The 24,111-nt window shown below is 51.9% G+C and carries 25 protein-coding genes; 9 read left to right on the forward strand and 16 right to left on the reverse strand.

The features are described from left to right. Nucleotides 1-212 precede the first annotated feature (212 nt). From tdcA to ACLJQD_RS00790, 8 genes are all read left to right on the forward strand, one after another. Nucleotides 213-1,151, forward strand: coding sequence for a transcriptional regulator TdcA (tdcA, locus tag ACLJQD_RS00755; protein ID WP_001094907.1), 939 nt, complete (start codon nucleotides 213-215; stop codon nucleotides 1,149-1,151). Between the two features lie 97 nt (nucleotides 1,152-1,248). Further along, nucleotides 1,249-2,238, forward strand: a complete 990-nt coding sequence (gene tdcB, locus ACLJQD_RS00760; RefSeq protein WP_000548366.1) for a bifunctional threonine ammonia-lyase/L-serine ammonia-lyase TdcB — start codon at nucleotides 1,249-1,251, stop codon at nucleotides 2,236-2,238. A 20-nt stretch (nucleotides 2,239-2,258) separates the two neighbouring features. Further along, nucleotides 2,259-3,590, forward strand: a complete 1,332-nt coding sequence (gene tdcC / locus ACLJQD_RS00765) for a threonine/serine transporter TdcC (protein ID WP_000108129.1) — start codon at nucleotides 2,259-2,261, stop codon at nucleotides 3,588-3,590. A gap of 66 nt (nucleotides 3,591-3,656) precedes the next feature. Further along, on the forward strand, nucleotides 3,657-4,865 hold the full coding sequence (tdcD, locus tag ACLJQD_RS00770; RefSeq protein WP_001001855.1) for a propionate kinase: 1,209 nt from the start codon (nucleotides 3,657-3,659) through the stop codon (nucleotides 4,863-4,865). 33 nt (nucleotides 4,866-4,898) lie between these two features. Further along, nucleotides 4,899-7,193, forward strand: a complete 2,295-nt coding sequence (pflB, locus tag ACLJQD_RS00775) for a formate C-acetyltransferase (RefSeq protein ID WP_017441485.1) — start codon at nucleotides 4,899-4,901, stop codon at nucleotides 7,191-7,193. Nucleotides 7,194-7,262: 69 nt separating this feature from the next. Beyond that, nucleotides 7,263-8,627, forward strand: a complete 1,365-nt coding sequence (tdcG, locus tag ACLJQD_RS00780) for an L-serine ammonia-lyase (protein ID WP_017441486.1) — start codon at nucleotides 7,263-7,265, stop codon at nucleotides 8,625-8,627. Between the two features lie 313 nt (nucleotides 8,628-8,940). Further along, nucleotides 8,941-10,272: an amino acid permease gene (locus tag ACLJQD_RS00785; RefSeq protein ID WP_000443189.1), complete on the forward strand. Its 1,332-nt coding sequence runs from the start codon at nucleotides 8,941-8,943 to the stop codon at nucleotides 10,270-10,272. A gap of 25 nt (nucleotides 10,273-10,297) precedes the next feature. Further along, nucleotides 10,298-11,608, forward strand: coding sequence for a serine dehydratase subunit alpha family protein (locus ACLJQD_RS00790; RefSeq protein WP_000463071.1), 1,311 nt, complete (start codon nucleotides 10,298-10,300; stop codon nucleotides 11,606-11,608). A gap of 112 nt (nucleotides 11,609-11,720) precedes the next feature. On the opposite strand, the gene ACLJQD_RS00795 is transcribed toward ACLJQD_RS00790, so the two are convergent. Next, nucleotides 11,721-11,885, reverse strand: coding sequence for a hypothetical protein (locus ACLJQD_RS00795; protein WP_000039326.1), 165 nt, complete (start codon nucleotides 11,883-11,885; stop codon nucleotides 11,721-11,723). Between the two features lie 23 nt (nucleotides 11,886-11,908). Continuing rightward, the gene (locus ACLJQD_RS00800; RefSeq protein ID WP_000633549.1) at nucleotides 11,909-12,610 is read right to left on the reverse strand and encodes a pirin family protein; all 702 of its coding nucleotides are present in this window, start codon (nucleotides 12,608-12,610) and stop codon (nucleotides 11,909-11,911) included. Between the two features lie 104 nt (nucleotides 12,611-12,714). On the opposite strand from ACLJQD_RS00800, the gene yhaJ reads away from it, so the two are divergent. Beyond that, nucleotides 12,715-13,611: a DNA-binding transcriptional regulator YhaJ gene (gene yhaJ / locus ACLJQD_RS00805; protein WP_001041026.1), complete on the forward strand. Its 897-nt coding sequence runs from the start codon at nucleotides 12,715-12,717 to the stop codon at nucleotides 13,609-13,611. Nucleotides 13,612-13,649: 38 nt separating this feature from the next. On the opposite strand, the gene ACLJQD_RS00810 is transcribed toward yhaJ, so the two are convergent. From ACLJQD_RS00810 to ACLJQD_RS00875, 14 genes are all read right to left on the reverse strand, one after another. Further along, complete coding sequence (locus ACLJQD_RS00810) at nucleotides 13,650-14,015, reverse strand: DUF805 domain-containing protein (protein WP_000384139.1); 366 nt, start codon at nucleotides 14,013-14,015, stop codon at nucleotides 13,650-13,652. A gap of 123 nt (nucleotides 14,016-14,138) precedes the next feature. Beyond that, complete coding sequence (locus ACLJQD_RS00815; protein WP_000531160.1) at nucleotides 14,139-15,125, reverse strand: glutathione S-transferase family protein; 987 nt, start codon at nucleotides 15,123-15,125, stop codon at nucleotides 14,139-14,141. A gap of 67 nt (nucleotides 15,126-15,192) precedes the next feature. Next, the gene (locus ACLJQD_RS00820) at nucleotides 15,193-15,585 is read right to left on the reverse strand and encodes a DoxX family protein (protein WP_001592732.1); all 393 of its coding nucleotides are present in this window, start codon (nucleotides 15,583-15,585) and stop codon (nucleotides 15,193-15,195) included. A 247-nt stretch (nucleotides 15,586-15,832) separates the two neighbouring features. After that, nucleotides 15,833-16,132 carry a YqjK-like family protein gene (locus ACLJQD_RS00825; protein WP_000095496.1) on the reverse strand — a complete coding sequence of 100 codons (300 nt, stop codon included), beginning with the start codon at nucleotides 16,130-16,132 and terminating at the stop codon, nucleotides 15,833-15,835. Beyond that, nucleotides 16,129-16,527 (reverse strand): phage holin family protein, encoded by a 399-nt coding sequence (locus ACLJQD_RS00830; RefSeq protein ID WP_000785626.1) that lies wholly within the window; start codon nucleotides 16,525-16,527, stop codon nucleotides 16,129-16,131. The genes ACLJQD_RS00825 and ACLJQD_RS00830 overlap by 4 nt, the downstream gene beginning before the upstream one ends. Before the next feature lie 2 nt (nucleotides 16,528-16,529). Then, a complete protein-coding gene (locus ACLJQD_RS00835) occupies nucleotides 16,530-16,835 on the reverse strand; it encodes a YqjD family protein (protein ID WP_000031219.1) in 306 nt (101 codons plus the stop codon). Nucleotides 16,836-16,876: 41 nt separating this feature from the next. Next, nucleotides 16,877-17,245: a DUF1090 domain-containing protein gene (locus tag ACLJQD_RS00840; RefSeq protein ID WP_000877297.1), complete on the reverse strand. Its 369-nt coding sequence runs from the start codon at nucleotides 17,243-17,245 to the stop codon at nucleotides 16,877-16,879. A 144-nt stretch (nucleotides 17,246-17,389) separates the two neighbouring features. Beyond that, nucleotides 17,390-17,773 (reverse strand): EnvZ/OmpR regulon moderator MzrA, encoded by a 384-nt coding sequence (mzrA, locus tag ACLJQD_RS00845; RefSeq protein WP_000917516.1) that lies wholly within the window; start codon nucleotides 17,771-17,773, stop codon nucleotides 17,390-17,392. A gap of 3 nt (nucleotides 17,774-17,776) precedes the next feature. Then, nucleotides 17,777-18,439 carry a DedA family general envelope maintenance protein YqjA gene (gene yqjA / locus ACLJQD_RS00850; protein WP_000422141.1) on the reverse strand — a complete coding sequence of 221 codons (663 nt, stop codon included), beginning with the start codon at nucleotides 18,437-18,439 and terminating at the stop codon, nucleotides 17,777-17,779. A gap of 449 nt (nucleotides 18,440-18,888) precedes the next feature. Beyond that, nucleotides 18,889-20,133, reverse strand: coding sequence for a serine/threonine transporter SstT (gene sstT, locus ACLJQD_RS00855; RefSeq protein WP_000235363.1), 1,245 nt, complete (start codon nucleotides 20,131-20,133; stop codon nucleotides 18,889-18,891). Between the two features lie 254 nt (nucleotides 20,134-20,387). After that, nucleotides 20,388-21,356 carry a TerC family protein gene (locus tag ACLJQD_RS00860; RefSeq protein ID WP_001098833.1) on the reverse strand — a complete coding sequence of 323 codons (969 nt, stop codon included), beginning with the start codon at nucleotides 21,354-21,356 and terminating at the stop codon, nucleotides 20,388-20,390. Nucleotides 21,357-21,626: 270 nt separating this feature from the next. Next, nucleotides 21,627-22,625: a Gfo/Idh/MocA family protein gene (locus ACLJQD_RS00865; protein WP_000617682.1), complete on the reverse strand. Its 999-nt coding sequence runs from the start codon at nucleotides 22,623-22,625 to the stop codon at nucleotides 21,627-21,629. 87 nt (nucleotides 22,626-22,712) lie between these two features. Then, entirely contained in the window at nucleotides 22,713-23,405 is a 693-nt protein-coding gene (locus ACLJQD_RS00870) for a vancomycin high temperature exclusion protein (RefSeq protein ID WP_017441488.1), read from the reverse strand. Between the two features lie 151 nt (nucleotides 23,406-23,556). Then, nucleotides 23,557-24,054 carry a M48 family metallopeptidase gene (locus ACLJQD_RS00875; protein WP_000202969.1) on the reverse strand — a complete coding sequence of 166 codons (498 nt, stop codon included), beginning with the start codon at nucleotides 24,052-24,054 and terminating at the stop codon, nucleotides 23,557-23,559. Nucleotides 24,055-24,111 lie beyond the last annotated feature (57 nt).

The raw sequence follows: 24,111 nt of genomic DNA on the forward strand, positions 1-24,111 counted from the left end.
TAATATATCGTTATCCCGACCCTGTTTTTTGATTGAAATCAGACTAAGTTACTGCTTTGTTTTTGCAACTTATTGAAATAATAGGTTTTATTTATTTAATAAAAACCATGTAAAAATTGCGGCAAGTTAATTTGTGAGTGGTCGCACATAACCTTTAAGATTTAATTTGCTACACTTCCTGCCGTTCACAATGTTATTTCAGAGCGGTAGATATGAATACTCTTGTTCTCCCTAAAACACAGCATTTGGTGGTCTTTCAGGAAGTCATTAGAAGTGGTTCTATCGGTTCTGCCGCAAAATCGTTAGGGTTAACCCAACCCGCCGTCAGTAAAATCATTAGCGATGTTGAGGCCTATTTTGGCGTTGAGCTAATTGTACGTAAAAATACCGGCGTTACGTTGACCGAAGCGGGACAGGTACTGCTTTCCTGGTCTGAATCTATCACCCGCGAAATGAAAAACATGATCAACGAGATGAACAGTATGACGTGCAATACCGTTGTCGACGTCTCGTTTGGCTTTCCTTCGCTGATTGGCTTTACCTTCATGTCCGATATGATTCATAAGTTCAAAGAGGTATTTCCAAAAGCGCAGGTATCCATGTACGAAGCCCAGCTCTCTTCATTCCTGCCGGCCCTGCGCGACGGGCGGCTGGACTTTGCTATCGGTACGCTCAGTAATGAAATGCAACTACAGGATCTGCATGTCGAGCCGCTGTTTGAATCAGAGTTTGTCCTGGTAGCCAGCAAGTCCCGAACATGCACCGGCACCATCACACTGGAATCGTTAAAAGACGAACAGTGGGTGTTGCCGCAAACGAATATGGGCTACTACAGCGAATTACTCACCACTCTACAACGAAATGGTATCAGCATCGAAAACATTGTTAAAACAGATTCCGTTGTCACAATATATAATCTTGTTCTCAATGCTGATTTCTTAACTGTTATTCCCTGCGATATGACCACGCCTTTTGGCTCTAATCAATTTATCACGATACCCATAAAAGACACGTTACCCGTCGCACGTTATGCGGCGGTATGGTCTAAAAATTATCGTATCAAAAAAGCCGCTTCAGTATTAGTAGAATTGGCTAAACAATATTCATCATATAATGGATGCAGACGCAGGCAGTTAATAGAAATTGAATGATATGGAATAAACATATTTAGCGAAATTGACGTCACCTGTTTCTTTTGAACAGTGGGCAACGGTAACTTATTTTTAATACCCAGGTTAAGAGGTTATAATGCACATTACATACGATCTCCCGGTTGCAATTGAAGATATCCTCGAAGCGAAAAAAAGACTGGCGGGGAAGATATATAAAACGGGAATGCCTCGCTCTAACTATTTTAGTGAACGTTGCAAAGGCGAAATATTTCTCAAGTTTGAAAATATGCAGCGTACGGGTTCATTTAAAATTCGTGGCGCTTTTAACAAACTTAGCTCGTTAACGGAGGCGGAAAAACGTAAAGGCGTCGTGGCCTGTTCCGCAGGTAATCATGCACAGGGCGTTTCTCTTTCTTGCGCAATGCTGGGTATTGACGGCAAAGTCGTGATGCCGAAGGGCGCGCCAAAGTCAAAAGTGGCGGCCACCTGTGATTATTCGGCGGAAGTGGTGCTCCACGGTGACAACTTCAATGACACCATTGCTAAGGTGAGTGAAATTGTCGAAACCGAAGGCCGCATTTTTATTCCGCCTTACGACGATCCAAAAGTTATTGCCGGACAGGGTACTATTGGTCTGGAAATTATGGAAGATCTGTACGATGTCGATAATGTCATCGTGCCTATTGGCGGCGGCGGTTTAATTGCAGGTATTGCCATTGCGATTAAATCGATTAACCCGACCATTAAAGTTATCGGCGTACAGGCCGAAAATGTTCACGGTATGGCGGCGTCTTATTACGCTGGCGAAATAACCGCGCACCGAACGACCGGCACCCTGGCGGATGGTTGTGATGTCTCCCGCCCGGGTAATTTAACCTATGAAATTGTTCGTGAATTAGTCGATGACATTGTTCTGGTTAGCGAAGATGAAATTCGTAACAGCATGATCGCTTTAATTCAGCGCAATAAGGTTATTACTGAAGGCGCTGGCGCACTGGCCTGCGCCGCACTATTAAGCGGGAAATTAGATAGCCATATTCAGAACAGAAAAACGGTCAGTATTATTTCTGGCGGCAATATCGATCTTTCTCGTGTATCACAAATTACGGGTTTAGTTGACGCTTAATCTTTTCGTGAGGATAGGATATGAGTACTACTGATAGCATTGTATCCAGCCAGGCAAAACAGTCGTCATGGCGTAAATCGGACACGACGTGGACGCTGGGTTTATTTGGTACCGCCATCGGCGCCGGGGTGCTGTTTTTCCCTATCCGCGCCGGGTTTGGCGGGCTTATCCCCATTCTGCTGATGCTGGTTTTAGCTTACCCCATTGCGTTCTATTGTCACCGGGCGCTGGCGCGTCTGTGTTTATCCGGGTCTAATCCGTCCGGCAATATTACGGAAACGGTCGAAGAGCACTTTGGTAAAACGGGCGGGGTAGTTATCACGTTCCTTTACTTCTTTGCGATTTGTCCGCTGCTGTGGATTTATGGCGTCACCATCACTAACACGTTCATGACGTTTTGGGAAAACCAGTTGCAGATGCCAGCGTTGAACCGCGGTTTCGTGGCGCTGTTCTTGCTGCTGCTGATGGCCTTTGTGATCTGGTTTGGTAAAGATCTGATGGTTAAGGTGATGAGTTACCTGGTATGGCCGTTTATCGCCAGTCTGGTGCTAATCTCATTATCGCTGATTCCTTACTGGAACTCGGCGGTTATCGATCAGGTTGATCTCAGTAATATCGCGCTGACCGGGCACGATGGCATACTGGTTACGGTGTGGCTGGGCATCTCTATCATGGTGTTCTCCTTTAACTTTTCGCCCATCGTCTCTTCCTTCGTGGTGTCTAAGCGTGAAGAGTATGAGAAAGAGTTTGGTCGCGAATTTACCGAGCGTAAATGTTCACAGATCATCTCGCGCGCCAGTATGCTGATGGTCGCCGTGGTGATGTTCTTCGCCTTTAGCTGTCTGTTTACGCTCTCCCCGCAGAACATGGCGGATGCGAAAGCGCAGAACATTCCGGTACTTTCCTACCTGGCCAACCATTTCGCCTCTTTGTCGGGGACAAAATCCACTTTTGCAACGGTGCTGGAGTATGGCGCGTCTATCATCGCGCTGGTTGCTATTTTCAAATCTTTCTTCGGCCACTACCTGGGGACGCTGGAAGGGCTGAACGGTCTGGTGCTGAAATTCGGTTATAAAGGCGATAAAACCAAAGTCTCTATGGGCAAGCTTAACACCATCAGCATGATCTTCATTATGGGGTCTACCTGGGTCGTAGCTTACGCAAACCCGAACATTCTGGACCTGATTGAAGCGATGGGCGCGCCGATTATCGCCTCGCTGTTATGCCTGCTGCCGATGTACGCCATTCGTAAAGCGCCGTCGCTGGCGAAGTACCGTGGTCGTCTGGATAACGTGTTCGTCACCCTGATTGGTCTGCTGACCATCCTGAATATTGTCTACAAATTGTTCTAATCCTCACGTTTAGCCTGCGTTCCGCCCCAGGGCGCGGACGCAGGCTGACATCGACGGAGGCACTACATGAATGAATTTCCGGTCGTTCTGGTCATTAATTGCGGATCATCTTCTATCAAATTCTCTGTACTGGATGTCGCTACCTGTGATGTTTTAATGGCGGGAATAGCAGATGGAATGAATACTGAAAACGCCTTTTTATCTATTAATGGCGATAAGCCGATAAACCTCGCGCACTCTAATTATGAGGACGCGTTAAAAGCCATTGCCTTTGAGCTGGAAAAACGTGATTTAACGGATAGCGTGGCATTAATTGGTCACCGTATCGCGCACGGTGGAGAGCTATTTACGCAGTCCGTCATTATTACCGATGAGATTATCGATAATATTCGTCGGGTATCACCTTTAGCGCCGCTGCATAATTACGCTAATTTAAGCGGCATTGACGCGGCGCGGCACCTTTTCCCGGCCGTGCGTCAGGTGGCGGTATTTGATACCAGTTTCCACCAGACGCTGGCGCCGGAAGCCTATTTATACGGATTGCCGTGGGAATATTTTTCCAGCCTGGGTGTGCGTCGCTACGGCTTTCACGGTACGTCGCATCGCTATGTTTCGCGGCGCGCGTATGAACTGCTTGACCTCGATGAAAAAAACTCGGGTCTGATTGTCGCGCATCTGGGCAATGGGGCGTCTATCTGCGCGGTACGCAATGGTCAGAGCGTGGATACCTCAATGGGGATGACGCCGCTTGAGGGGCTGATGATGGGCACTCGCAGCGGCGACGTTGATTTCGGCGCGATGGCGTGGATAGCCAAAGAAACCGGGCAGACGTTGAGCGATCTGGAGCGAGTGGTGAATAAAGAGTCCGGTTTGCTCGGCATCTCCGGGTTGTCATCCGACCTTAGAGTCCTGGAAAAAGCCTGGCACGAAGGACATGAGCGCGCCCGGTTAGCGATAAAAACATTTGTCCACCGTATCGCCCGTCATATTGCCGGACACGCGGCATCGTTACATCGGCTGGATGGCATTATTTTTACCGGCGGTATTGGTGAAAATTCAGTATTAATTCGCCAGTTGGTGATTGAACATTTGGGCGTACTGGGGCTTACGTTAGACGTTGAAATGAATAAGCAGCCGAATTCTCACGGCGAACGCATTATTTCCGCTAACCCTTCTCAGGTTATTTGCGCTGTTATTCCCACGAATGAAGAGAAAATGATTGCCCTTGATGCCATTCATTTAGGCAACGTGAAAGCACCAGTGGAATTTGCATAACTTAACGGCTGTTCTGTAGAGAGATTATTTTTCATGAAGGTAAATATCGATACCAGCGATATGCTGTATGCCGAAGCATGGCGTGATTTTAAAGGTACGGACTGGAAAGAAGAAATTAATGTCCGTGATTTTATTCAGCATAACTATACGCCCTATGAGGGGGATGAATCTTTTCTCGCCGACGCGACGCCAGCGACCACGGCGCTGTGGGAAAAGGTGATGGCGGGAATACGTATCGAGAACGCGACCCATGCGCCGGTGGATTTCGATACCAACATCGCGACGACGATTACCGCGCACGATGCGGGATATATTGAAAAAGAGCTGGAAAAAATCGTCGGTTTACAAACGGATAAGCCGCTTAAACGCGCTTTGCATCCGTTTGGCGGCGTTAACATGATCAAAAGTTCATTCCACGCTTATGGCCGCGAAATGGACGACGATTTTGAATATACCTTTACCGACCTGCGGAAAACCCATAATCAGGGCGTATTCGATGTTTACTCGCCGGATATGCTGCGCTGCCGTAAATCCGGCGTATTAACCGGTTTGCCGGATGGTTATGGTCGCGGGCGCATTATTGGCGATTATCGCCGCGTCGCGCTGTATGGCATCCGTTATCTGGTGCGCGAACGCGAGCTGCAATTCGCCGACCTGCAGTCGAATCTGGAGCGGGGACAGAATCTTGAGGCGACGATTCGCCTGCGTGAGGAGTTGGCGGAGCACCGTCGCGCGCTGCTGCAAATGCAGGAGATGGCGGCGAAATACGGCTATGATATCTCCCGCCCGGCGCGGAACGCGCAGGAAGCGGTACAGTGGCTCTACTTCGCTTATCTGGCGGCGGTAAAATCGCAAAATGGCGGTGCAATGTCGCTGGGAAGAACCGCCTCGTTCCTTGATATCTACATTGAGCGCGATTTCAACGCGGGCCTTCTGACAGAGCAGCAGGCGCAGGAACTGATCGACCATTTCATCATGAAGATCCGCATGGTGCGCTTCCTGCGCACGCCGGAATTTGATTCACTCTTTTCCGGCGATCCGATCTGGGCCACCGAAGTTATTGGCGGGATGGGGCTTGATGGCCGCACGCTGGTGACGAAGAACTCCTTCCGTTATCTGCATACCCTGCACACGATGGGGCCAGCGCCGGAGCCGAACCTGACCATACTGTGGTCAGAAGCGTTGCCGGTGGCATTCAAGAAATATGCTGCGCAGGTCTCCATCGTGACCTCATCTTTGCAGTATGAAAACGACGATTTAATGCGTACCGACTTTAACAGCGACGATTATGCTATCGCTTGTTGCGTCAGCCCGATGGTCATCGGTAAGCAGATGCAGTTCTTCGGCGCGCGCGCCAACCTTGCCAAAACGTTGCTGTACGCTATCAATGGCGGCGTTGATGAGAAACTGAAAATCCAGGTTGGGCCGAAAACCGCGCCGTTAACGGATGAGGTGCTGGATTACGACGTGGTAATGGAGAGCCTAGACCATTTTATGGACTGGCTGGCGGTGCAGTACATTAGCGCGCTGAACATCATTCACTACATGCACGATAAGTACAGCTATGAAGCTTCGCTGATGGCGCTGCACGACCGTGATGTGTATCGGACGATGGCGTGCGGCATCGCCGGACTGTCGGTGGCGGCGGATTCCCTGTCCGCTATCAGGTACGCTCAGGTGAAGCCGATCCGCGACGAAAACGGCCTTGCCATCGACTTTGCTATTGAAGGCGAGTATCCGCAGTACGGCAACAACGATGAGCGCGTGGACAGCATCGCCTGCGACCTGGTGAAACGCTTTATGCAAAAAATTAGCGTGTTGCCGACGTATCGCAATGCGGTGCCGACGCAGTCCATTTTGACCATCACCTCGAACGTCGTGTACGGGCAGAAGACCGGCAATACGCCGGATGGACGCCGCGCCGGAACGCCGTTCGCGCCGGGGGCGAACCCGATGCATGGTCGTGACCGCAAAGGGGCGGTAGCCTCGCTGACGTCGGTGGCGAAACTGCCGTTTACCTACGCCAAAGACGGTATTTCGTACACCTTCTCGATTGTGCCTGCGGCGCTCGGGAAAGAAGATGCGGTGCGGAAAACCAATCTTGTCGGCCTGCTGGACGGCTATTTCCATCATGAAGCACAGGTAGAAGGCGGGCAGCATCTGAACGTCAATGTCATGAACCGTGAAATGTTGCTGGATGCGATTGAACATCCGGAAAACTACCCGAACCTGACGATCCGCGTTTCCGGCTATGCCGTGCGCTTCAATGCGCTGACTCGTGAGCAGCAACAGGACGTTATTTCGCGCACCTTTACTCAGGCGATGTAACGTGAACGGGGCGATCGTGTGGATCGCCCCGCGACGGATCTTCACTGAACGGTAATCTTAGGGGGAGATATGATTAGCGCATTTGATATTTTTAAGATTGGCATTGGACCTTCAAGCTCCCATACCGTTGGGCCAATGAATGCAGGAAAATGTTTTATCGATCGGCTGATCGACAGCGGCGACCTGCCGCGAACGACGCGCATCACGGTTGATCTTTACGGATCGCTATCGCTGACGGGCAAAGGCCACGCGACCGATACCGCCGTCATTATGGGCCTGGCGGGCAATACGCCGCAGGATGTCAATATTGATAGCATTCCGGCGTTTATCCAGGAGGTTGCCCGCAGCAGCCGTTTATCGGTGGCGGGTGGCGCGCATGTGGTGGATTTTCCCGTCGCCGACAGTATTCTCTTTCACGCTGAAACCCTGGCGCGCCATGAAAACGGTATGCGAATTACCGCCTGGCACGGGCAAACGCCGCTTTTACACAAAACGTATTACTCTATTGGCGGCGGCTTTATTGTCGAAGAGGAACGCTTTGGCCAGTCGCACGACGTAGAAAAGTCGGTGCCGTATGATTTTCATTCCGCCAGCGAACTGTTGACGCTGTGTGAAAGACAGGGGCTCTCGATTTCCGGCCTGATGATGCAAAATGAACTGGCGTTGCGGAGCAAAGAGCAGATTGACGCTGGCTTTGCCCGCATCTGGCAGGTGATGGCGACCGGAATTGAACGTGGCATGAATACTGAGGGCGTGCTGCCGGGGCCGCTGAACGTTCCACGCCGCGCGGTAGCGTTACGGCGTCTGCTGGTCTCCAGCGATAATCTCTCCCGCGATCCGATGAACGTCATCGACTGGATTAACATGTTCGCCCTGGCCGTGAGCGAAGAGAACGCGGCGGGCGGGCGAGTGGTCACCGCGCCGACCAACGGCGCGTGCGGCATTATTCCTGCGGTGCTGGCCTATTACGACAAATTCCGTCGCCCGGTCAATGCCAACTCTATCGCCCGTTATCTGTTGTCGGCAGGGGCAATTGGCATGCTGTACAAGATGAACGCCTCGATATCCGGCGCGGAAGTGGGGTGTCAGGGCGAGGTTGGCGTCGCGTGTTCGATGGCGGCGGCGGGGCTGACAGAACTGCTGGGCGGCAGCCCGGCGCAAGTCTGTATTGCGGCGGAAATTGCGATGGAGCATAACCTTGGCCTCACCTGTGACCCGGTGGCGGGTCAGGTGCAAATCCCTTGTATTGAACGTAATGCGATTAACGCCGTTAAAGCGGTAAATGCGGCGCGAATGGCGCTACGCCGTACCTCTGAGCCGCGGGTTTCGCTCGATAAGGTGATCGAAACCATGTACGAAACGGGTAAAGACATGAACGACAAATATCGCGAGACGTCGCGCGGCGGTCTGGCGATTAAAGTCGTTTGTGGATAGGCCCGACAGGCGCAGAGTGAGCAGGCTATGGGATAACGCAGAAGACAGAAGCTGAGAAAAGGGCGCACCAACGTGCGCCCTTTTTTGTTGTGATATGCGTCAAATAGAGAAAATAACAACATTAAACCAATAGTAAATAGAAAATAATTCTTAACCCACAATAAATGCAGGCGTTTTATTGGTAAGTTTTTCTCTTATCGTGCGCGTATGATTTTCTTATTACAAGAAAGTACCTGCACCTCACGTTCTGCATATCGCCTTGCTGCGGCACGAAAATAAAAAAACCTCTACCTACACATTGAGCGAGAATTCTATGGAATCGGCTAGTAATACCAGCGTAATCCTCGACGCATCAGCCCCGGCGCGTCGGGCAGGGATGACAGAAAGCGAATGGCGTGAAGCCATCAAATTTGATAGTACCGACACCGGTTGGGTCATTATGAGTATCGGGATGGCGATCGGCGCAGGGATCGTTTTTCTTCCTGTCCAGGTTGGCCTGATGGGACTTTGGGTCTTTTTACTCTCTTCTATTATTGGCTATCCGGCCATGTACCTGTTCCAGCGGCTGTTTATTAATACGCTGGCGGAATCCCCGGAATGTAAAGACTACCCCAGCGTGATCAGCGGCTATCTGGGCAAAAACTGGGGTATTTTATTAGGCGCGCTGTACTTTGTGATGCTCGTCATCTGGATGTTCGTCTATTCTACGGCGATTACTAACGACAGCGCCTCTTATCTGCATACTTTCGGCGTAACGGAAGGATTACTTTCCGATAGTCCATTTTATGGTCTGGTGCTGATCTGCATCCTGGTGGCGATTTCCTCACGCGGTGAAAAATTACTGTTCAAAATCTCCACCGGCATGGTGCTGACCAAGCTACTGGTAGTGGCGGCGCTGGGCGTCTCTATGGTGGGTATGTGGCATCTGTATAACATTGGTGCGCTGCCGCCGATGGCCCTGCTGATTAAAAACGCCATTATTACCCTGCCATTTACGCTGACCTCGATTTTGTTTATCCAGACGTTAAGCCCAATGGTGATCTCTTACCGTTCACGCGAAAAATCTATTGAGGTCGCACGTCATAAAGCGCTGCGCGCCATGAATATCGCGTTTGGCGTCCTGTTCGTTACCGTCTTTTTCTATGCGGTTTCCTTTACCCTGGCGATGGGGCATGACGAAGCGGTGAAAGCCTATGAGCAGAATATTTCCGCCCTGGCGATCGCCGCGCAATTTATTAGCGGCGATGGCGCAGGCTGGGTCAAAGTGGTTAGCGTAATTCTGAACATCTTTGCCGTCATGACCGCCTTCTTTGGCGTTTACTTAGGATTCCGCGAAGCGACGCAAGGCATTGTGATGAATATCCTGCGCCGCAAAATGCCCGCCGAGAAGATTAAGGAAAATCTGGTACAGCGCGGCATTATGATTTTCGCTATTTTGCTGGCCTGGAGCGCCATTGTGCTCAACGCGCCGGTACTGAGCTTCACCTCTATTTGTAGCCCTATCTTCGGTATGGTGGGCTGTTTAATTCCGGCATGGTTGGTCTACAAGGTTCCCGCATTGCACAAATATAAAGGCGCTTCGTTGTACCTGATTATTATTACCGGTCTGCTGCTATGCGTTTCTCCGTTCCTGGCATTCTCTTGATATACCTGAGATTAAGGTTGTTGTTATGTTTGAATCTAAAATAAATCCATTGTGGCAAAGTTTTATCCTGGCCGTACAGGAAGAAGTAAAACCGGCGCTGGGGTGTACTGAGCCAATTTCACTGGCGCTGGCGGCAGCGGCGGCGGCGGCTGAACTTGACGGCACAGTTGAACGCATTGACGCGTGGGTTTCGCCTAATCTAATGAAAAATGGTATGGGCGTTACCGTTCCAGGAACGGGAATGGTAGGGCTACCGATCGCCGCGGCGCTTGGCGCGTTGGGCGGTGATGCGAAAGCCGGGTTGGAGGTGTTAAAAGACGCTTCCGCTAAAGCCGTTGCCGATGCAAAAGCGATGCTGGCCGCCGGACATGTCGCAGTGATGTTGCAGGAGCCATGTAACGATATCCTGTTTTCACGGGCGAAAGTGTATAGCGGCGATAGCTGGGCATGTGTCACGATCGTCGGCGATCATACAAATATTGTGCGGATAGAAACCGACAAGGGCGTGGTATTTACCCAGGCCGATAATGCGCAGGAAGAAGAAAAAACCTCGCCGCTGGGAGTGCTGTCTCATACCTCGCTGGAAGAGATCCTGGCGTTTGTGAATGCGGTGCCCTTTGACGCTATCCGCTTTATTCTGGATGCGGCCAGGCTAAACGGCGCGTTGTCGCAGGAGGGACTGCGTGGTTCCTGGGGGCTGCATATCGGTTCGACGCTGGCCAAACAGTGCGATCGCGGTCTGCTGGCGAAAGATCTCTCCACGGCGATTTTGATCCGTACCAGCGCGGCGTCAGACGCCAGAATGGGCGGCGCCACGTTGCCCGCGATGAGCAACTCCGGCTCCGGCAACCAGGGGATTACCGCCACGGTGCCAGTCATGGTGGTTGCTGAACATGTCGGCGCCGATGACGAGCGTCTGGCGCGCGCGCTAATGTTATCGCATTTGAGCGCTATCTATATTCACCATCAGCTTCCGCGTTTGTCGGCGCTGTGCGCGGCAACCACGGCGGCGATGGGCGCGGCGGCGGGTATGGCGTGGCTGATAGATGGTCGTTATGACACTATCGCAATGGCTATCAGCAGTATGATCGGCGATGTCAGCGGGATGATTTGCGATGGCGCGTCGAATAGCTGTGCGATGAAAGTCTCTACCAGCGCGTCGGCGGCGTGGAAAGCCGTACTGATGGCGTTGGATGATACGGCGGTGACCGGAAACGAAGGGATTGTGGCGCACAATGTCGAACAATCTATTTCGAATTTGTGTTCGCTGGCGTGTCGCTCAATGCAGCAGACAGACAAGCAGATCATCGAGATTATGGCCAGTAAAGCGCATTAATAATAACGCCCCGGCATGACGTCGGGGCAGCGTGTTGCCCGATGGCGCTGCGCTTATCGGGTCTACCTGTTCTAAGCCGGATCGGGCGCTTGCGCCGCCATCCGGCATGATTTCAGGCTGCGGCCTCTTCTTCTGCCAGCCGGGCTTCGGCGTCCGCCACGATGGCTTCCAGTTCGGTTAGCATCTCTTCATAGCCCAGCGGCACAGTGGCGCTCATCGCCTCCTGTACGGCAGGTTTTACCACGGGCTGACGTTTCTTCGCCGATTTTTTGCTCATCTTGCGACTCCTTTTCTGGCTGGCTACACCGGTAAATCTACCAGTAATGCGCGCAGCGGCGTATCGGCAACCAGCGTAATGTTAGGTTCATCACGAATAAATGCGCCATCTCCGCAGGTTAACGCCTCGCGTTCTTCGTTGTGCGTCATCGCGTGGAACGTACCGTGAATCGACTGCAAATAGGCGCGCGGCCCGTGAAGCTGGAAATTAAGCGATTCGCCTTTCTCCAGCGTAATATGATGTACCCAGACCTGTTGGCGCAGTTGTAAGCTGTTTTGCTCACCGTCGGGCGAGGCAAGAAGCTGTTGTTGCGCCGCCAGGAGTGGGATTTTTTGTACCAGCGCGTTTTCCCGTTCAGGACAGGCGTCAAGCCACAGTTGCATTCGGGTTAACGGCTTAACTTTGCTGAGATTATGTTCGCTGTAGCTAATGCCCGGCTGCGCGGCGAGCAGTAACGCTTCGCCCGCTTTAGCCTGTACATGGTTGCCGTCGCTGTCGCGGTATTCCGCTTCGCCGTCCAGAATCAGGTTTAAAATATCCACCTTTGGATAAGTTCGAGGCTGAAAAGAGGCGCCCGGCGCCAGCACTTCCTGGTTCAGTACGCGCAACGACGCGTAGCCCAGCAGTGTAGGGTCGAAATAGTGTCCAAAGGAGAAGGTATAGCGGGCCTGTAGCCATCCGTAGTCTGCCTGTCCACATTGTTTGGCGGTTCGGGTCGTAATCATCGTTATTAACCTCTCTTTACTTCCTTTTATGTTAAGGGGCTGGACGCTGCATTGTTAGCCAGATATTCTGCCCGGTATGTTCAAATTTCCTGAATGAGAACGTTATGGCTAAAGAGAGAGCGCTGACGCTTGAAGCATTGCGTGTGATGGACGCCATTGACCGCCGGGGCAGTTTTGCCGCAGCGGCTGATGAGTTGGGGCGGGTGCCCTCCGCGCTGAGTTACACCATGCAGAAGCTGGAAGAAGAGTTGGACGTTGTACTGTTCGATCGCTCCGGCCATCGTACAAAATTCACCAACGTCGGACGTATGCTGCTGGAACGCGGGCGGGTATTGCTGGAAGCGGCAGACAAGTTAACGACGGATGCTGAAGCGTTGGCCCGCGGTTGGGAAACGCATCTGACGCTGGTCACTGAAGCTCTGGTACCAACGCCTGCTTTTTTTCCGCTGATCGACCGGCTGGCCGCTAAAGCCAATACGCAGCTTTCATTGATTACCGAAGTACTGGCTGGCGCATGGGAGCGGCTTGAGCAGGGACGGGCGGATATCGTTATCGCCCCGGATATGCATTTTCGATCGTCGTCGGAAATTAACTCCCGTAAGTTGTATACGTTAATGAATGTGTATGTCGCCGCGCCTGACCACCCTATTCATCAGGAGCCGGAGCCGCTTTCGGAAGTGACGCGGGTTAAATACCGCGGCGTAGCGGTAGCGGATACCGCGCGCGAGCGGCCGGTATTAACGGTACAACTGCTGGATAAGCAGCCACGTCTGACGGTAAGCACGATTGAAGATAAACGTCAGGCGCTGCTGGCCGGGCTTGGCGTCGCGACTATGCCATATTCGATGGTGGAACAGGATATTGCCGAAGGGCGGCTACGCGTGGTCAGCCCGGAATCGACCAGCGAAATCGATATTATTATGGCCTGGCGGCGCGACAGTATGGGGGAGGCAAAAGCCTGGTGCCTGCGGGAAATACCTAAGCTATTCGCCGGAAAATAAATAGCGCGCGGCGCTTTAAAAGCGGCGCCGCGCCGCCATCAGGAAAAACGTTTCGGATCGGGGCCGAAGCGGTTGTCGCCCGGCGTACCATTCTGGCAGTTGAACGCGATGATGATAAGCCAGCCGATAATGGGGATAAGTAGCAACAGTAGCCACCATGCGGAGCGGTCAGTGTCATGCAGACGACGGAACTGCACGGCCCACCACGGTAAAAAGATCAGAACGCCGTAAATGGTGGTCAGAACGCCTTCACCCCCGGCGCGTTGCCAGCCAAGCATGGCGTCCAGCAGGCCCAACACAAAGGTAAAGATGATATTGACCAGAATAAACATCCAGTACTCTTTGCGTCGCGCGCGGCCGCCAAATCCCAGATAATTTTTTAAAACCTTTAAATACCAATCCATTTTCGCCTCAATAATGGTTCAATCACTTGTTTTTAAAGTAATCAAACTAAGAATAGCCGCGAATGAAATGCTGGTAAATATTTGTGGTATTAATTAATAAAGCGTCCCGGAGGACGCCTGAAATTAGCCAAAGCGCACGTCGCGTCCGTGAGGTTCGAGCAGATCCTGCCACGGTCCGATAGAAATGATACCTGTGGGGTTAATCGTTTTATGGCTACGGAAATAGTGGTGACGAATATGGTCCATATTAACGGTTTCAGCAATGCCCGGTATTTGATAGATATCGCGCAGGAAACCGTACAGATTCAGGTAGTCGCTGATTCGGTATTTGTCGCACTTGAAATGAGTCACGTAAACCGGATCAAAGCGTACCAGGGTCGTCCATAAGCGGATATCCGCCTCGGTCAACTGGTCGCCCGTCAGATAGCGGTGCTGTCCGAGAATCTGTTCCAGGCGCGCCAGCGCAGTAAATACCTTGTCTACCGCTTCATCATACGCTTGCTGGCTGGTGGCGAAGCCTGCTTTATAAACGCCGTTATTAACGTTGTCATAAATCCAGCCGTTTAACTCGTCAATTTTGCTTTGCAGCGCGGGGGGATAGTAATCCCCGGCTTTAGCGCCCAGCCCATCGAAGGCGGAGTTAAACATACGAATGATTTCGGCGGACTCGTTGCTGACGATAGTATGATTTTTTTTATCCCATAAGACCGGTACGGTGACGCGGCCGCTGTAGTGTGGATCGGCGTGCAGATACAACTGGTAGAGAAATTCATGCTGATAGAGGGTATCGCCGGTGGCCGCCGGAAAAGTATCATCAAACGTCCAGCCGTTTTCCAGCATCAATGGATTCACGACGGAAACCGGAATAAATGGCTCCAGACCTTTCAGTTTACGGAAAATGAGCGTGCGATGCGCCCAGGGGCAGGCAAGGGAAACGTACAGATGGTAACGATCTTTTTCTGCGGCGAATCCGCCTTCGCCGGAAGGTCCGGGCGCGCCGTCAGCGGTAAGCCAGTTGCGGAAAGCCGACGCTGAACGCTGAAATTTCCCCCCGGAAGATTTGGTGTCATACCAGGTGTCGTGCCAGACGCCATCGATCAGTTGTCCCATGTCTCTCTCCTTCAGATGACAAAAGCGAGGCGCTATTCCCTCGCTTTTTTAATTGAGTATAGATTGCTTACCACTTTTTATTCAGCAGACGGTCAAGGCTGAACGCGCCAGGCCCGGTTAACGCCAGTAATAAGAATCCGCCGGCAATGGTCAGGTTTTTCATAAACATCAGCGAGTTTACACCTTCTGCAAAATTGCTATGGAAGATCAATGCCGTCAGCAACGTAAAACCAGCGGTAAAAAGCGCAGTGGTGCGGGTGAGGAACCCCAGCAGAATCGCCAGACCGCCGCCGAACTCAAGCAGTATGGTGAGCGGCAGCAGGAATCCTGGTACGCCCATCGCTTCCATATACTGTTGTGTGCCCGCATAGCCGCTAATTTTTCCCCATCCTGCGGTAATAAACAGGACTGGCATTAAAATACGCGCTATCAGTACACCAACATCTTCTAATTTTTTCATTTTATTCTCCAGGAGGCCGATTCGGCGGCTGCTGCTATTTTCATGAGCAATGGCGCGGTTTAGCGCGTCATTGTTATCGCTGGAGAGAATCATAAACGTGGCGTACAGGAATTGTTAGCAAGGAAAATTGCCAAATTTTTTCAAAAAATTTGAGTGATTGATAAAGAGACGATATGCATAAAAGTATCGCGCCACCAGGGGTAATCGGGCGATAACCTGATGGCGCGATGCTATAAAAGAAAAGATATTAACCGCGGAGCTGTTGTTGACGGAGGGTAGTTTTTACCAGGCGCCAGGCGCTCCAGATACCCAGACCGCGTTTCGCCCAGCGTACCAACATATTAGGATGACGGATGGTCCAGATGGCCATTACGCTGCTACCGACCAGCGCCCAGGAGCGCAGGCTTAACACCGTATTCCAGCCGCGATCGTACGCGCCGGTGGTCTCCAGCCAGTCGCGACGGCTGGCGGACAGATCCAGCCGTTGCTGCTGGATCTGACTGAGAAGCAGCGCTTTACGTTTTTCGCGTTCGCCTTTGCTGCTCACGACTGATCGTCCTCCAGAATTTGCCGATCGTTAGCCAGTTCGTGCCGCGTATGGCGCAATAGCGTGGACTGACGCGCTTTGCGCAAAGTCCAGATGCCGCCGATTAGCGCAAGCACTAACAGCACAACTGTGGTAGCGATCATCGCGTTCAAACGGTACTGAGGATCGATAGCCCAGATGACCAGAACCATCAGGCTCATTAAGCCAAACGCCGCGAAGAGCATGGTAAGACCTACCATCAGCAAAAGCTGAAAGAGGTTCGCTTTCTCTTCTTCCAGTTCTACTACCGCCAGTCGCAGCCGGGTTTCCACCATCTCAACGATAATGGTGACAATCCGCTGCCCGATACCCAGTACGCTTTTGCCTGGTCCTTGTGCCTGTCGAGAGTCCGCCATAATTAACGACGCGTCAGCAGTACGCCCAACACCAGACCGACAGCGGCGCCAATGCCTACGCCTGTCCAGGGATTTTCGCGCACATAATCATCGGCGCGGGCGGCGGCGACGCGAGTCTGTTTGGCAATCACATCACCCGTTTCGCCCAGGCGGTAACGGCTCTCTTTCAGCGCGCGCTCGGCTTTGCTACGAATCTTACTCAACTCTTCTTTCGACTTTTCGCCCGAAGAGCTCAGCACTTCTTCAAGCGTATCGGTCAGGGATTTCAACTCAGCGCGCAGATGTTCCGTAGTGTTATCTTTCGACATAGTTTTCTCCAGGTGAGTGAGTATTTACATTCGGCGTTAATTTAGTAGTCTCTGGCCTCAAGTTTTTTTAGCTCATCCTGAGCCTCGGCCAGCTTACGTTCACGTTTGTCTATTTTATCCGCATCGCCTTTTGCTTTTGCCTCGGCTAAATCACGTTGGCGTTCGGCTACCTCTTCTTTTTGCTCAGCGATCTTTTTCTGATGCTCGGCGCGCAGCTTGCTGTCAGTACAATTGGCGCGTACTTCGCTGAGCGCCTTGTTCAGACCCTCAATACGGCGCTGATTGTTGTGCTTTTCAGCGTAGCTAATTTCCTTTTGTATATCCTGCTCTTTTTCCTGACAAAGCGAATTAGCGTAGCTACCGGCGCTAAGTGTAAAAAGCGTGATAGCCAAAGCGATGCGGTATTTCATTCCTGAACTTTCCCTTATGTTCGGACCCGTTGTCCGGGGCGGTGATCCCGATAATAACGCGGTGGGTTAAACACCGCTTTATTAATCATAGTCATTAAACAATGAAATCACCAAAGTGAGTGATATGATTCGGATTCCTGGAGATTAGCCAAAGCGGTGTGAGCTTTCCCGTAAGCGGGACAGCCACTGTACCGTTTCGTTGTCATCGTCCTGCTGAGCGACGACATAACCGTGTGGTAACGTTTGATCAAGCACTGTTTTTGCTGCGGCGCTTTGCGCAGGGGAATCGAAGGTAATGAGCAACATGTCATTTTTAGGCGTAATGCTTTTAAAATGAATGCCGTTCGCATCCAGATGATGCAGAACTGAGAAGCCGTCTGGCATACTGGCGCCCTGGTTAACCGCGCGAATGGCCAGCGTCGACTCTTGCTGACGCAGCGTTGACCACGTCATCATGAGTATGGTCAGCATCAGTAGAAAAGCGCTGATCCAAATAAGTTGTCGGGCAGTTATGCGTGGTTTAAGCATAAGTTATCCCCGGCTCCCATACTTCTTTTTCCACAGCATGACCAGTGAACCCGCCAGGCCAAAAAAGAGCAGCACCACGGGCAGCAGCATCAGGCATGACATTAGCTGATCTTCATACTTCATAAAGACGGGCGTTTTGCCCAGCAGATAGCCCAGCGACGTCAGGATAAGCACCCACAACAAGCCGCTCATCCAGTTGAAGAACTGAAAGCGCGCGTTATTCAGGCCGGATATGCCGGCAATGGTGGGCAGCAGCGTTCTGACAAACGCGATAAAACGGCCTATCAATAGTGCCGACAGGCCGTGTTTATGGAAAAGGTGATGGGCGCGTTGATGATAATGTGCGGGGAGATGAGAGAGCCAGTTTTGCACGGTGCGGGTATTCCCCAGCCAGCGGCCCTGAATATAGCTCACCCAGCAACCCAGGCTGGCCGCGACGGTAAGCAGCAAAATGGTTTGTGGAAAACCCATCGCGCCTTTGGCGATCAGCACGCCGACCAGGATCAACAGGCTGTCGCCAGGCAAAAAGGCGGCAGGGAGCAGCCCATTTTCCAGAAACAAAATCATAAACAACACAAAATATAACATGCCAATCATGGAAGGATTGGCCAGTGTTTCAAAGTCCTGAGCCCACAGGGCATTCAGCAATTGAGTCAGTAGTTCCATTCAGTATTCCTGGAGAATCGGTTAACGTCACGCCGGTGATCTGAGGTTTGCACTGCCGCAACAGAGTTGGAGTTTTTATCAGCGTTGCGGAAACGGCAAATTCGCGGCCTGAACTATTCCTTGTTAAGTTGTGAAGTAAGCAAGCACTAACACACAAAAATTCAAAATGCATCTAATTGTAACAAAGGTCAACGAAGTCCGTTATAGAAATTACGCGTCGTTGAGCTTTGATTTTGCTTATCGCAAGGGAGGGTGGCGAGAGGATTTACACAGGCTGACACTTTATACTTTACGCTGACCGAGCGCCGCGGCAGACGCCATCTACATATAACGTTACGCGAGGATGTTGCGCGTGAACATCAATTCGCTTTAGGTCACAGCCTACGGATTGGGAGATTCAGATCTATCGTCACGCCGGATGGCACGCGCCATCCGGCATCGATAATCACTTAGCTACGCAAGGCGTTATTCGCCAGACGTTCGTCCTCTGCCTGGCAGGCTGCCGCAGTGAACAGAACATCGGTAGATGAGTTCAGCGCCGTTTCACACGAATCCTGCAATACGCCGATAATAAAGCCGACCGCTACTACCTGCATCGCGATATCGTTCGGGATGCCAAACATGTTGCACGCCAGCGGGATCAGCAGCAATGAACCGCCTGCCACGCCGGAGGCGCCGCAAGCACACAGCGAGGCCACCACGCTCAGCAGCAACGCTGTAGGCAGATCCACCGGGACGCCTAACGTATGGACTGCCGCCAACGTCAGAACCGTAATGGTAATTGCCGCGCCGGCCATATTGATGGTGGCGCCCAGCGGAATGGAAACGGAGTAAGTATCTCTGTCCAGATTCAGTTTTTCGCACAGCGCCATATTCACTGGAATATTGGCGGCAGAGCTGCGGGTAAAGAAGGCATAAACGCCGCTTTCACGCAGGCAGGCGAACACCAGCGGATAAGGGTTGCGACGAATTTTCCAGAATACCAACAGCGGGTTGACCACCAGCGCGACCAGCAGCATACAGCCAATCAAGACGACCAGCAGGTGCGCATAGCCCCACAGGGTGGAGAAGCCGGTGGTTGCAAGCGTTGATGAAACCAGACCAAAAATACCTACTGGCGCGAAACGGATCACCAGTTTCACCATAAAGGTCACGGCGTTAGACATATCGTTCACGAGGTTTTTGGTGGTTTCATTGCCATGACGCAGGGCAAATCCCAGACCGACGGCCCACACCAGAATCCCGATATAGTTAGCGTTCAGCAGCGCGTCGATGGGGTTCGACACCATGCTCATCAGCAGACCGCGCAGGACTTCTACAATGCCGGACGGCGGCACGATATCCTGGGCGCTACTGGACAGATGCAGCGTTGAAGGGAAGGCGAAGCTGAACACAACGGCCGCCAGCGCGGCTGAAAAGGTGCCTAGCAGGTAAAGAAAGAGAATAGGGCGAATATTGGTTTTTTGACCGTGCTGGTGGTTGGCGATCGAGGCCATGACCAGCATCAGCACCAGAACGGGGGCGACCGCTTTTAAGGCGCCGACGAACAGGGTGCCAAGCAAGCCAACCGCTTCCGCCGCAGGCTTAGAAATCCATGCCAGTAAAATCCCCAGTACCAGACCCACTAAAATTTGTTTAACCAGACTGCCTTGCGCTAAACGCTGCAGTAGCCCTGATGCTCGTTGCGTAGCCATTTCATGTTCCTTGTATTGTGTTGCTGGTCATCCCCTGCACGCTCTTACGGCGCATCTTTCAGGATGTAACAAAGTGTTTGCCTGGTTGAGTATAAGGAAAGTTGAAGGTTCGGGAAGCGAAATATCCTGGATTTTTTGCTACGATCATGTTTTATAACTTTATATTAACAGTATTGTGACATGTTAAACAAAAACGCCCGACAGGTGTGCGCTGCCGGGCGTTTTTGACGGGGCAGGTTTACCCCGATAAAAGATTATTGCGCTCGTAGTTTCTTATCGCGCTGATGGTTAACCCAGGCGTTAATCACCAGCGTAATGGTCAGAATACCAAACACTACGCCCAGCGAAATCGCGATAGGAATATGGTAGAAGTCGACGATCAGCATCTTAATGCCGATAAAGACCAGAATGACCGCCAGACCATATTTCAGCATCGAGAAGCGTTCCGCCACGCCGGACAGCAGGAAGTACATTGCGCGCAGTCCTAAGATGGCAAACAGGTTAGAGGTCAGTACGATGAACGGGTCGGTGGTGACCGCAAAGATCGCCGGAATACTGTCAACGGCGAAGATCACATCGCTGAACTCAACCATAATCAGCACCAGCAGCAGCGGCGTGGCATACAGCAGGCCGTTTTTACGTACGAAAAAGTGCTCGTTCTCGATCGTATCAGTCATGCGCAGATGCCCGCGCAGCCAACGCACCATCGGTTTTTCGCCAATGCCGGATTCGTCTTCCTTCGCCAGCGCCATTTTTACGCCGGTAAACAGCAGGAAGGCGCCGAACACATACAGCAGCCATTCGAACTGAGTGATAAGCCAGGTACCGGCGAAAATCATGATAGTACGCAACACGATCGCGCCAAGAACCCCATACACCAGCACCCGGCGTTGCAGAGCCGGAGGGACGGAGAAATAGCTAAACAGCATCAGCCAGACAAAGACGTTATCTACGGCCAGCGACTTTTCAATCAGATAGCCGGTAAGGAACGCTAATGCCTGCGGATCAGCAACTTCACGCCCTTGCGTTTCAGCCAGATACCACCAGAAAGCGGCGTTAAACAGTAGCGAGAGCGTTACCCACAGAATTGACCATCCTGCCGCTTGTTTCATCGACATAGCATGTGCGCCACGGCGTCCCTGCAACAACAGGTCGATGGATAGCATTATCACCACAACAACCGCGAATCCACCCCATAATAATGGCGTACCAACAGTATTCATTATTTCTCCCCATGCAAAAAAAAAACGGCTAACGCCGAATGGCATTAGCCGCTGCTTTTATGCATAGACCTTGCCATTCGGCAAGGTCTCACTTACAACAATAAAGGAATACGCTGACGCATTCCTTTATGGCTGCCCGGTGACCGGATGTGGTTTTGCACACATCGTAATGACGATCGACCGGCAATGAAGTTACTCCCCTTTGCGCGTAACAAAGTATGACAGGCCACGCGTAGAGTCAATGACCTGTAACATATGATTTACATAATTTTACGCAGTAAGGGGATGGGTCAGATCGTCCGCCGGGAAGATGACCCCGGTTTGACGGCGTATTTCTGTCAGCCATTTTGCCGTGGCGCGACTTAGCGACAACCCCGGATGTTCCACGGCGTGGTTTTCAATAAGCTGGGCAAACGCCCCGGCTTCATACAGCATGGTATTAATATGCTGAGGCTGGGTCAGATCCTGCATCAGCGCGCCGCGCGGCGCAAAACACACTTTCTGGCATTCCGACAGCTTTTCAATGACCAGCGATCCCCTCTCGCCCTGAATTTCACTGGCCAGTACCGAGTCGCTGACTTTGGAATGCTGTAGCGTGACGCTAAAATCGCCGTAATCCATAACCACGACGCCGTGTGCATCTACTCCGCTTTCCAATAAATTCGCCGACGCCTGAACGCTGCGCGGCTCGCCCCATAGCGCGATCGCCGACGCCAGACAGTAATACCCGATATCCATAATCGAACCATTGGAGAAGGCCGGATTAAACGTATTCGGATTTTCACCGTTCAGATAGCGCTGATAACGTGAAGAGTACTGGCAGTAATTTAGGAATGCTTTATGCATTCTGCCTATTTTCGGCAACGATTCCCGCAGCAGCAGGAAATTGGGCAGGCAGGCGGTTTTAAAGGCTTCAAACAGTACCCGCTGATTATCGCGCGCGCAGGCGATAGCGGCATCAACCTCCGCCAGGTTAGAAGCCAGCGGCTTTTCGCACATGACATGTTTTTTATGCTGCAAAAAGCGTTGCGTCTGGGAGAAATGCAGGGAATTCGGGCTGGCGATATAAACCGCCTCAATCGCGTCGCTTTGCGCCATCGCTTCCAGCGAGGTAAACAGATGCTCGACGGGATAATCATTTGCGAAAGACTGCGCCTGTTCAAGACTACGGGAGTAAACGGCGGCGAGCCTGAATTTGCCGGTTTCATGGGCGGCGTCGACAAACTGGCGCGTGATCCAGTTAGTCCCAATTACAGCGAAACGTATCATAAACGTCAGCGGACTCCAGAAAGGGATTTTCGTCAATGTAGCACGCCTTTCCGCCCTTGCCAGTGCGCTGCGACGCACTCTGGCATTTTACTGGCGAGAAGGGCACCCGTGTGCGCTATCAGCCCCAATAGTGACGCCAGCGCCCAGATATTTAGGCTGACGATGCAAAATTTTGGCATCCAGCACTGCGCTAACCCGCGCCAGCTTTTCCCGAAGTCGTGTGTAGGTTCCGTGCCTTTTATTCAGATCCGGCGCGTTAACGCCGATAGCGTCAATGCCATATTGTTGCGCTAGCCAGATCGCCCGTTGATTATGGAATGCTTGCGAGATAATCGTAATGCGGCTTTCGCCAAACACTTTCCGGGCGCGAACTACGGAGTCCAGCGTGGAGAATCCGGCATAATCACAAAAAATGGCCGCTTCCGGCACACCTTTCGCTATCAGCGCCTGCTGCATCGCCGAAGGTTCATCGTACTCTTTTTTGCCGTTATCGCCGCTGACTAACAGCCACTTCACTTTACCGGCGTGATACAACGCGGCGGCAGTATTAATCCGCCGGGTAAAATACCGATTGCCGGGTTTAGCGCCTAACACCAGCCCGACGTTGCGGGCGGGAACGGTCTGAATGTCATTCCATGTCAGATGCTGCGAGGCGTTGACGATAAGCCAGTTGGAATAGAAAAGCGCGACGCCTGCTGCGACAAGCAGAAAGCACGCCACTGTTAACGCCAGGCGTGTAAAACAGAGGCGGCGGATAAAACGGGCACATTGTGGGAGCATGGTCGTTGCGCGGTTCCGTTGGCGGTGGATAAAAAATACCCTCTACAGATCGTCATCCTTGACGTGGCGGCAGGCAATGAGCGAAATGTGAACGCGCCGATTTTATGCCCACGCCGTTAAAAAGATACGGGGGAAAGGGCATTTTCAGAATTTATTGTGCCGACAGCGCCTGATGCGTCAGCCACAGTCGCGTATCAAACTCCAGTTGATGGTACTGCGGCTCCATATGGCAGCAGAGCTGATAAAACGCTTTGTTATGATCTTTCTCTTTCAGGTGCGCCAGCTCGTGAACCACAATCATCCGTAAGAATGGCTCCGGGGCGTTACGAAACACGGTGGCGACGCGGATCTCCGCCTTTGCCTTGAGCTTGCCGCCCTGAACGCGCGAGACAGCGGTATGCAGTCCCAGCGCATTTTTCAGCACATGGATCTTGCTGTCATACATCACTTTATTAATGGGCGGCGCATTGCGCAGAAACTGACTTTTCAGTTCCTGAGTATAGTGATATAGCGCTTTGTCAGTGGCGTAATCATGCGCGCCGGGATAACGTTTTTCCAGCACTGCTCCCAGGCGCTGCTCGGCGATTAAGGTGCGCACCTGGGCAAGGAGATGTTCCGGATACCCCTGAAGGTAAGTTAGTGAGGTCATCAAAGCTCCATGTTGCTGATAAAAAGTGTATACTCACGCACCCTTTTCAGGGATAAC

It is taken from the genome of Salmonella sp. SAL04214, from assembly GCF_046550615.1.
Classification (GTDB): Bacteria; Pseudomonadota; Gammaproteobacteria; order Enterobacterales; family Enterobacteriaceae; genus Salmonella; species Salmonella enterica.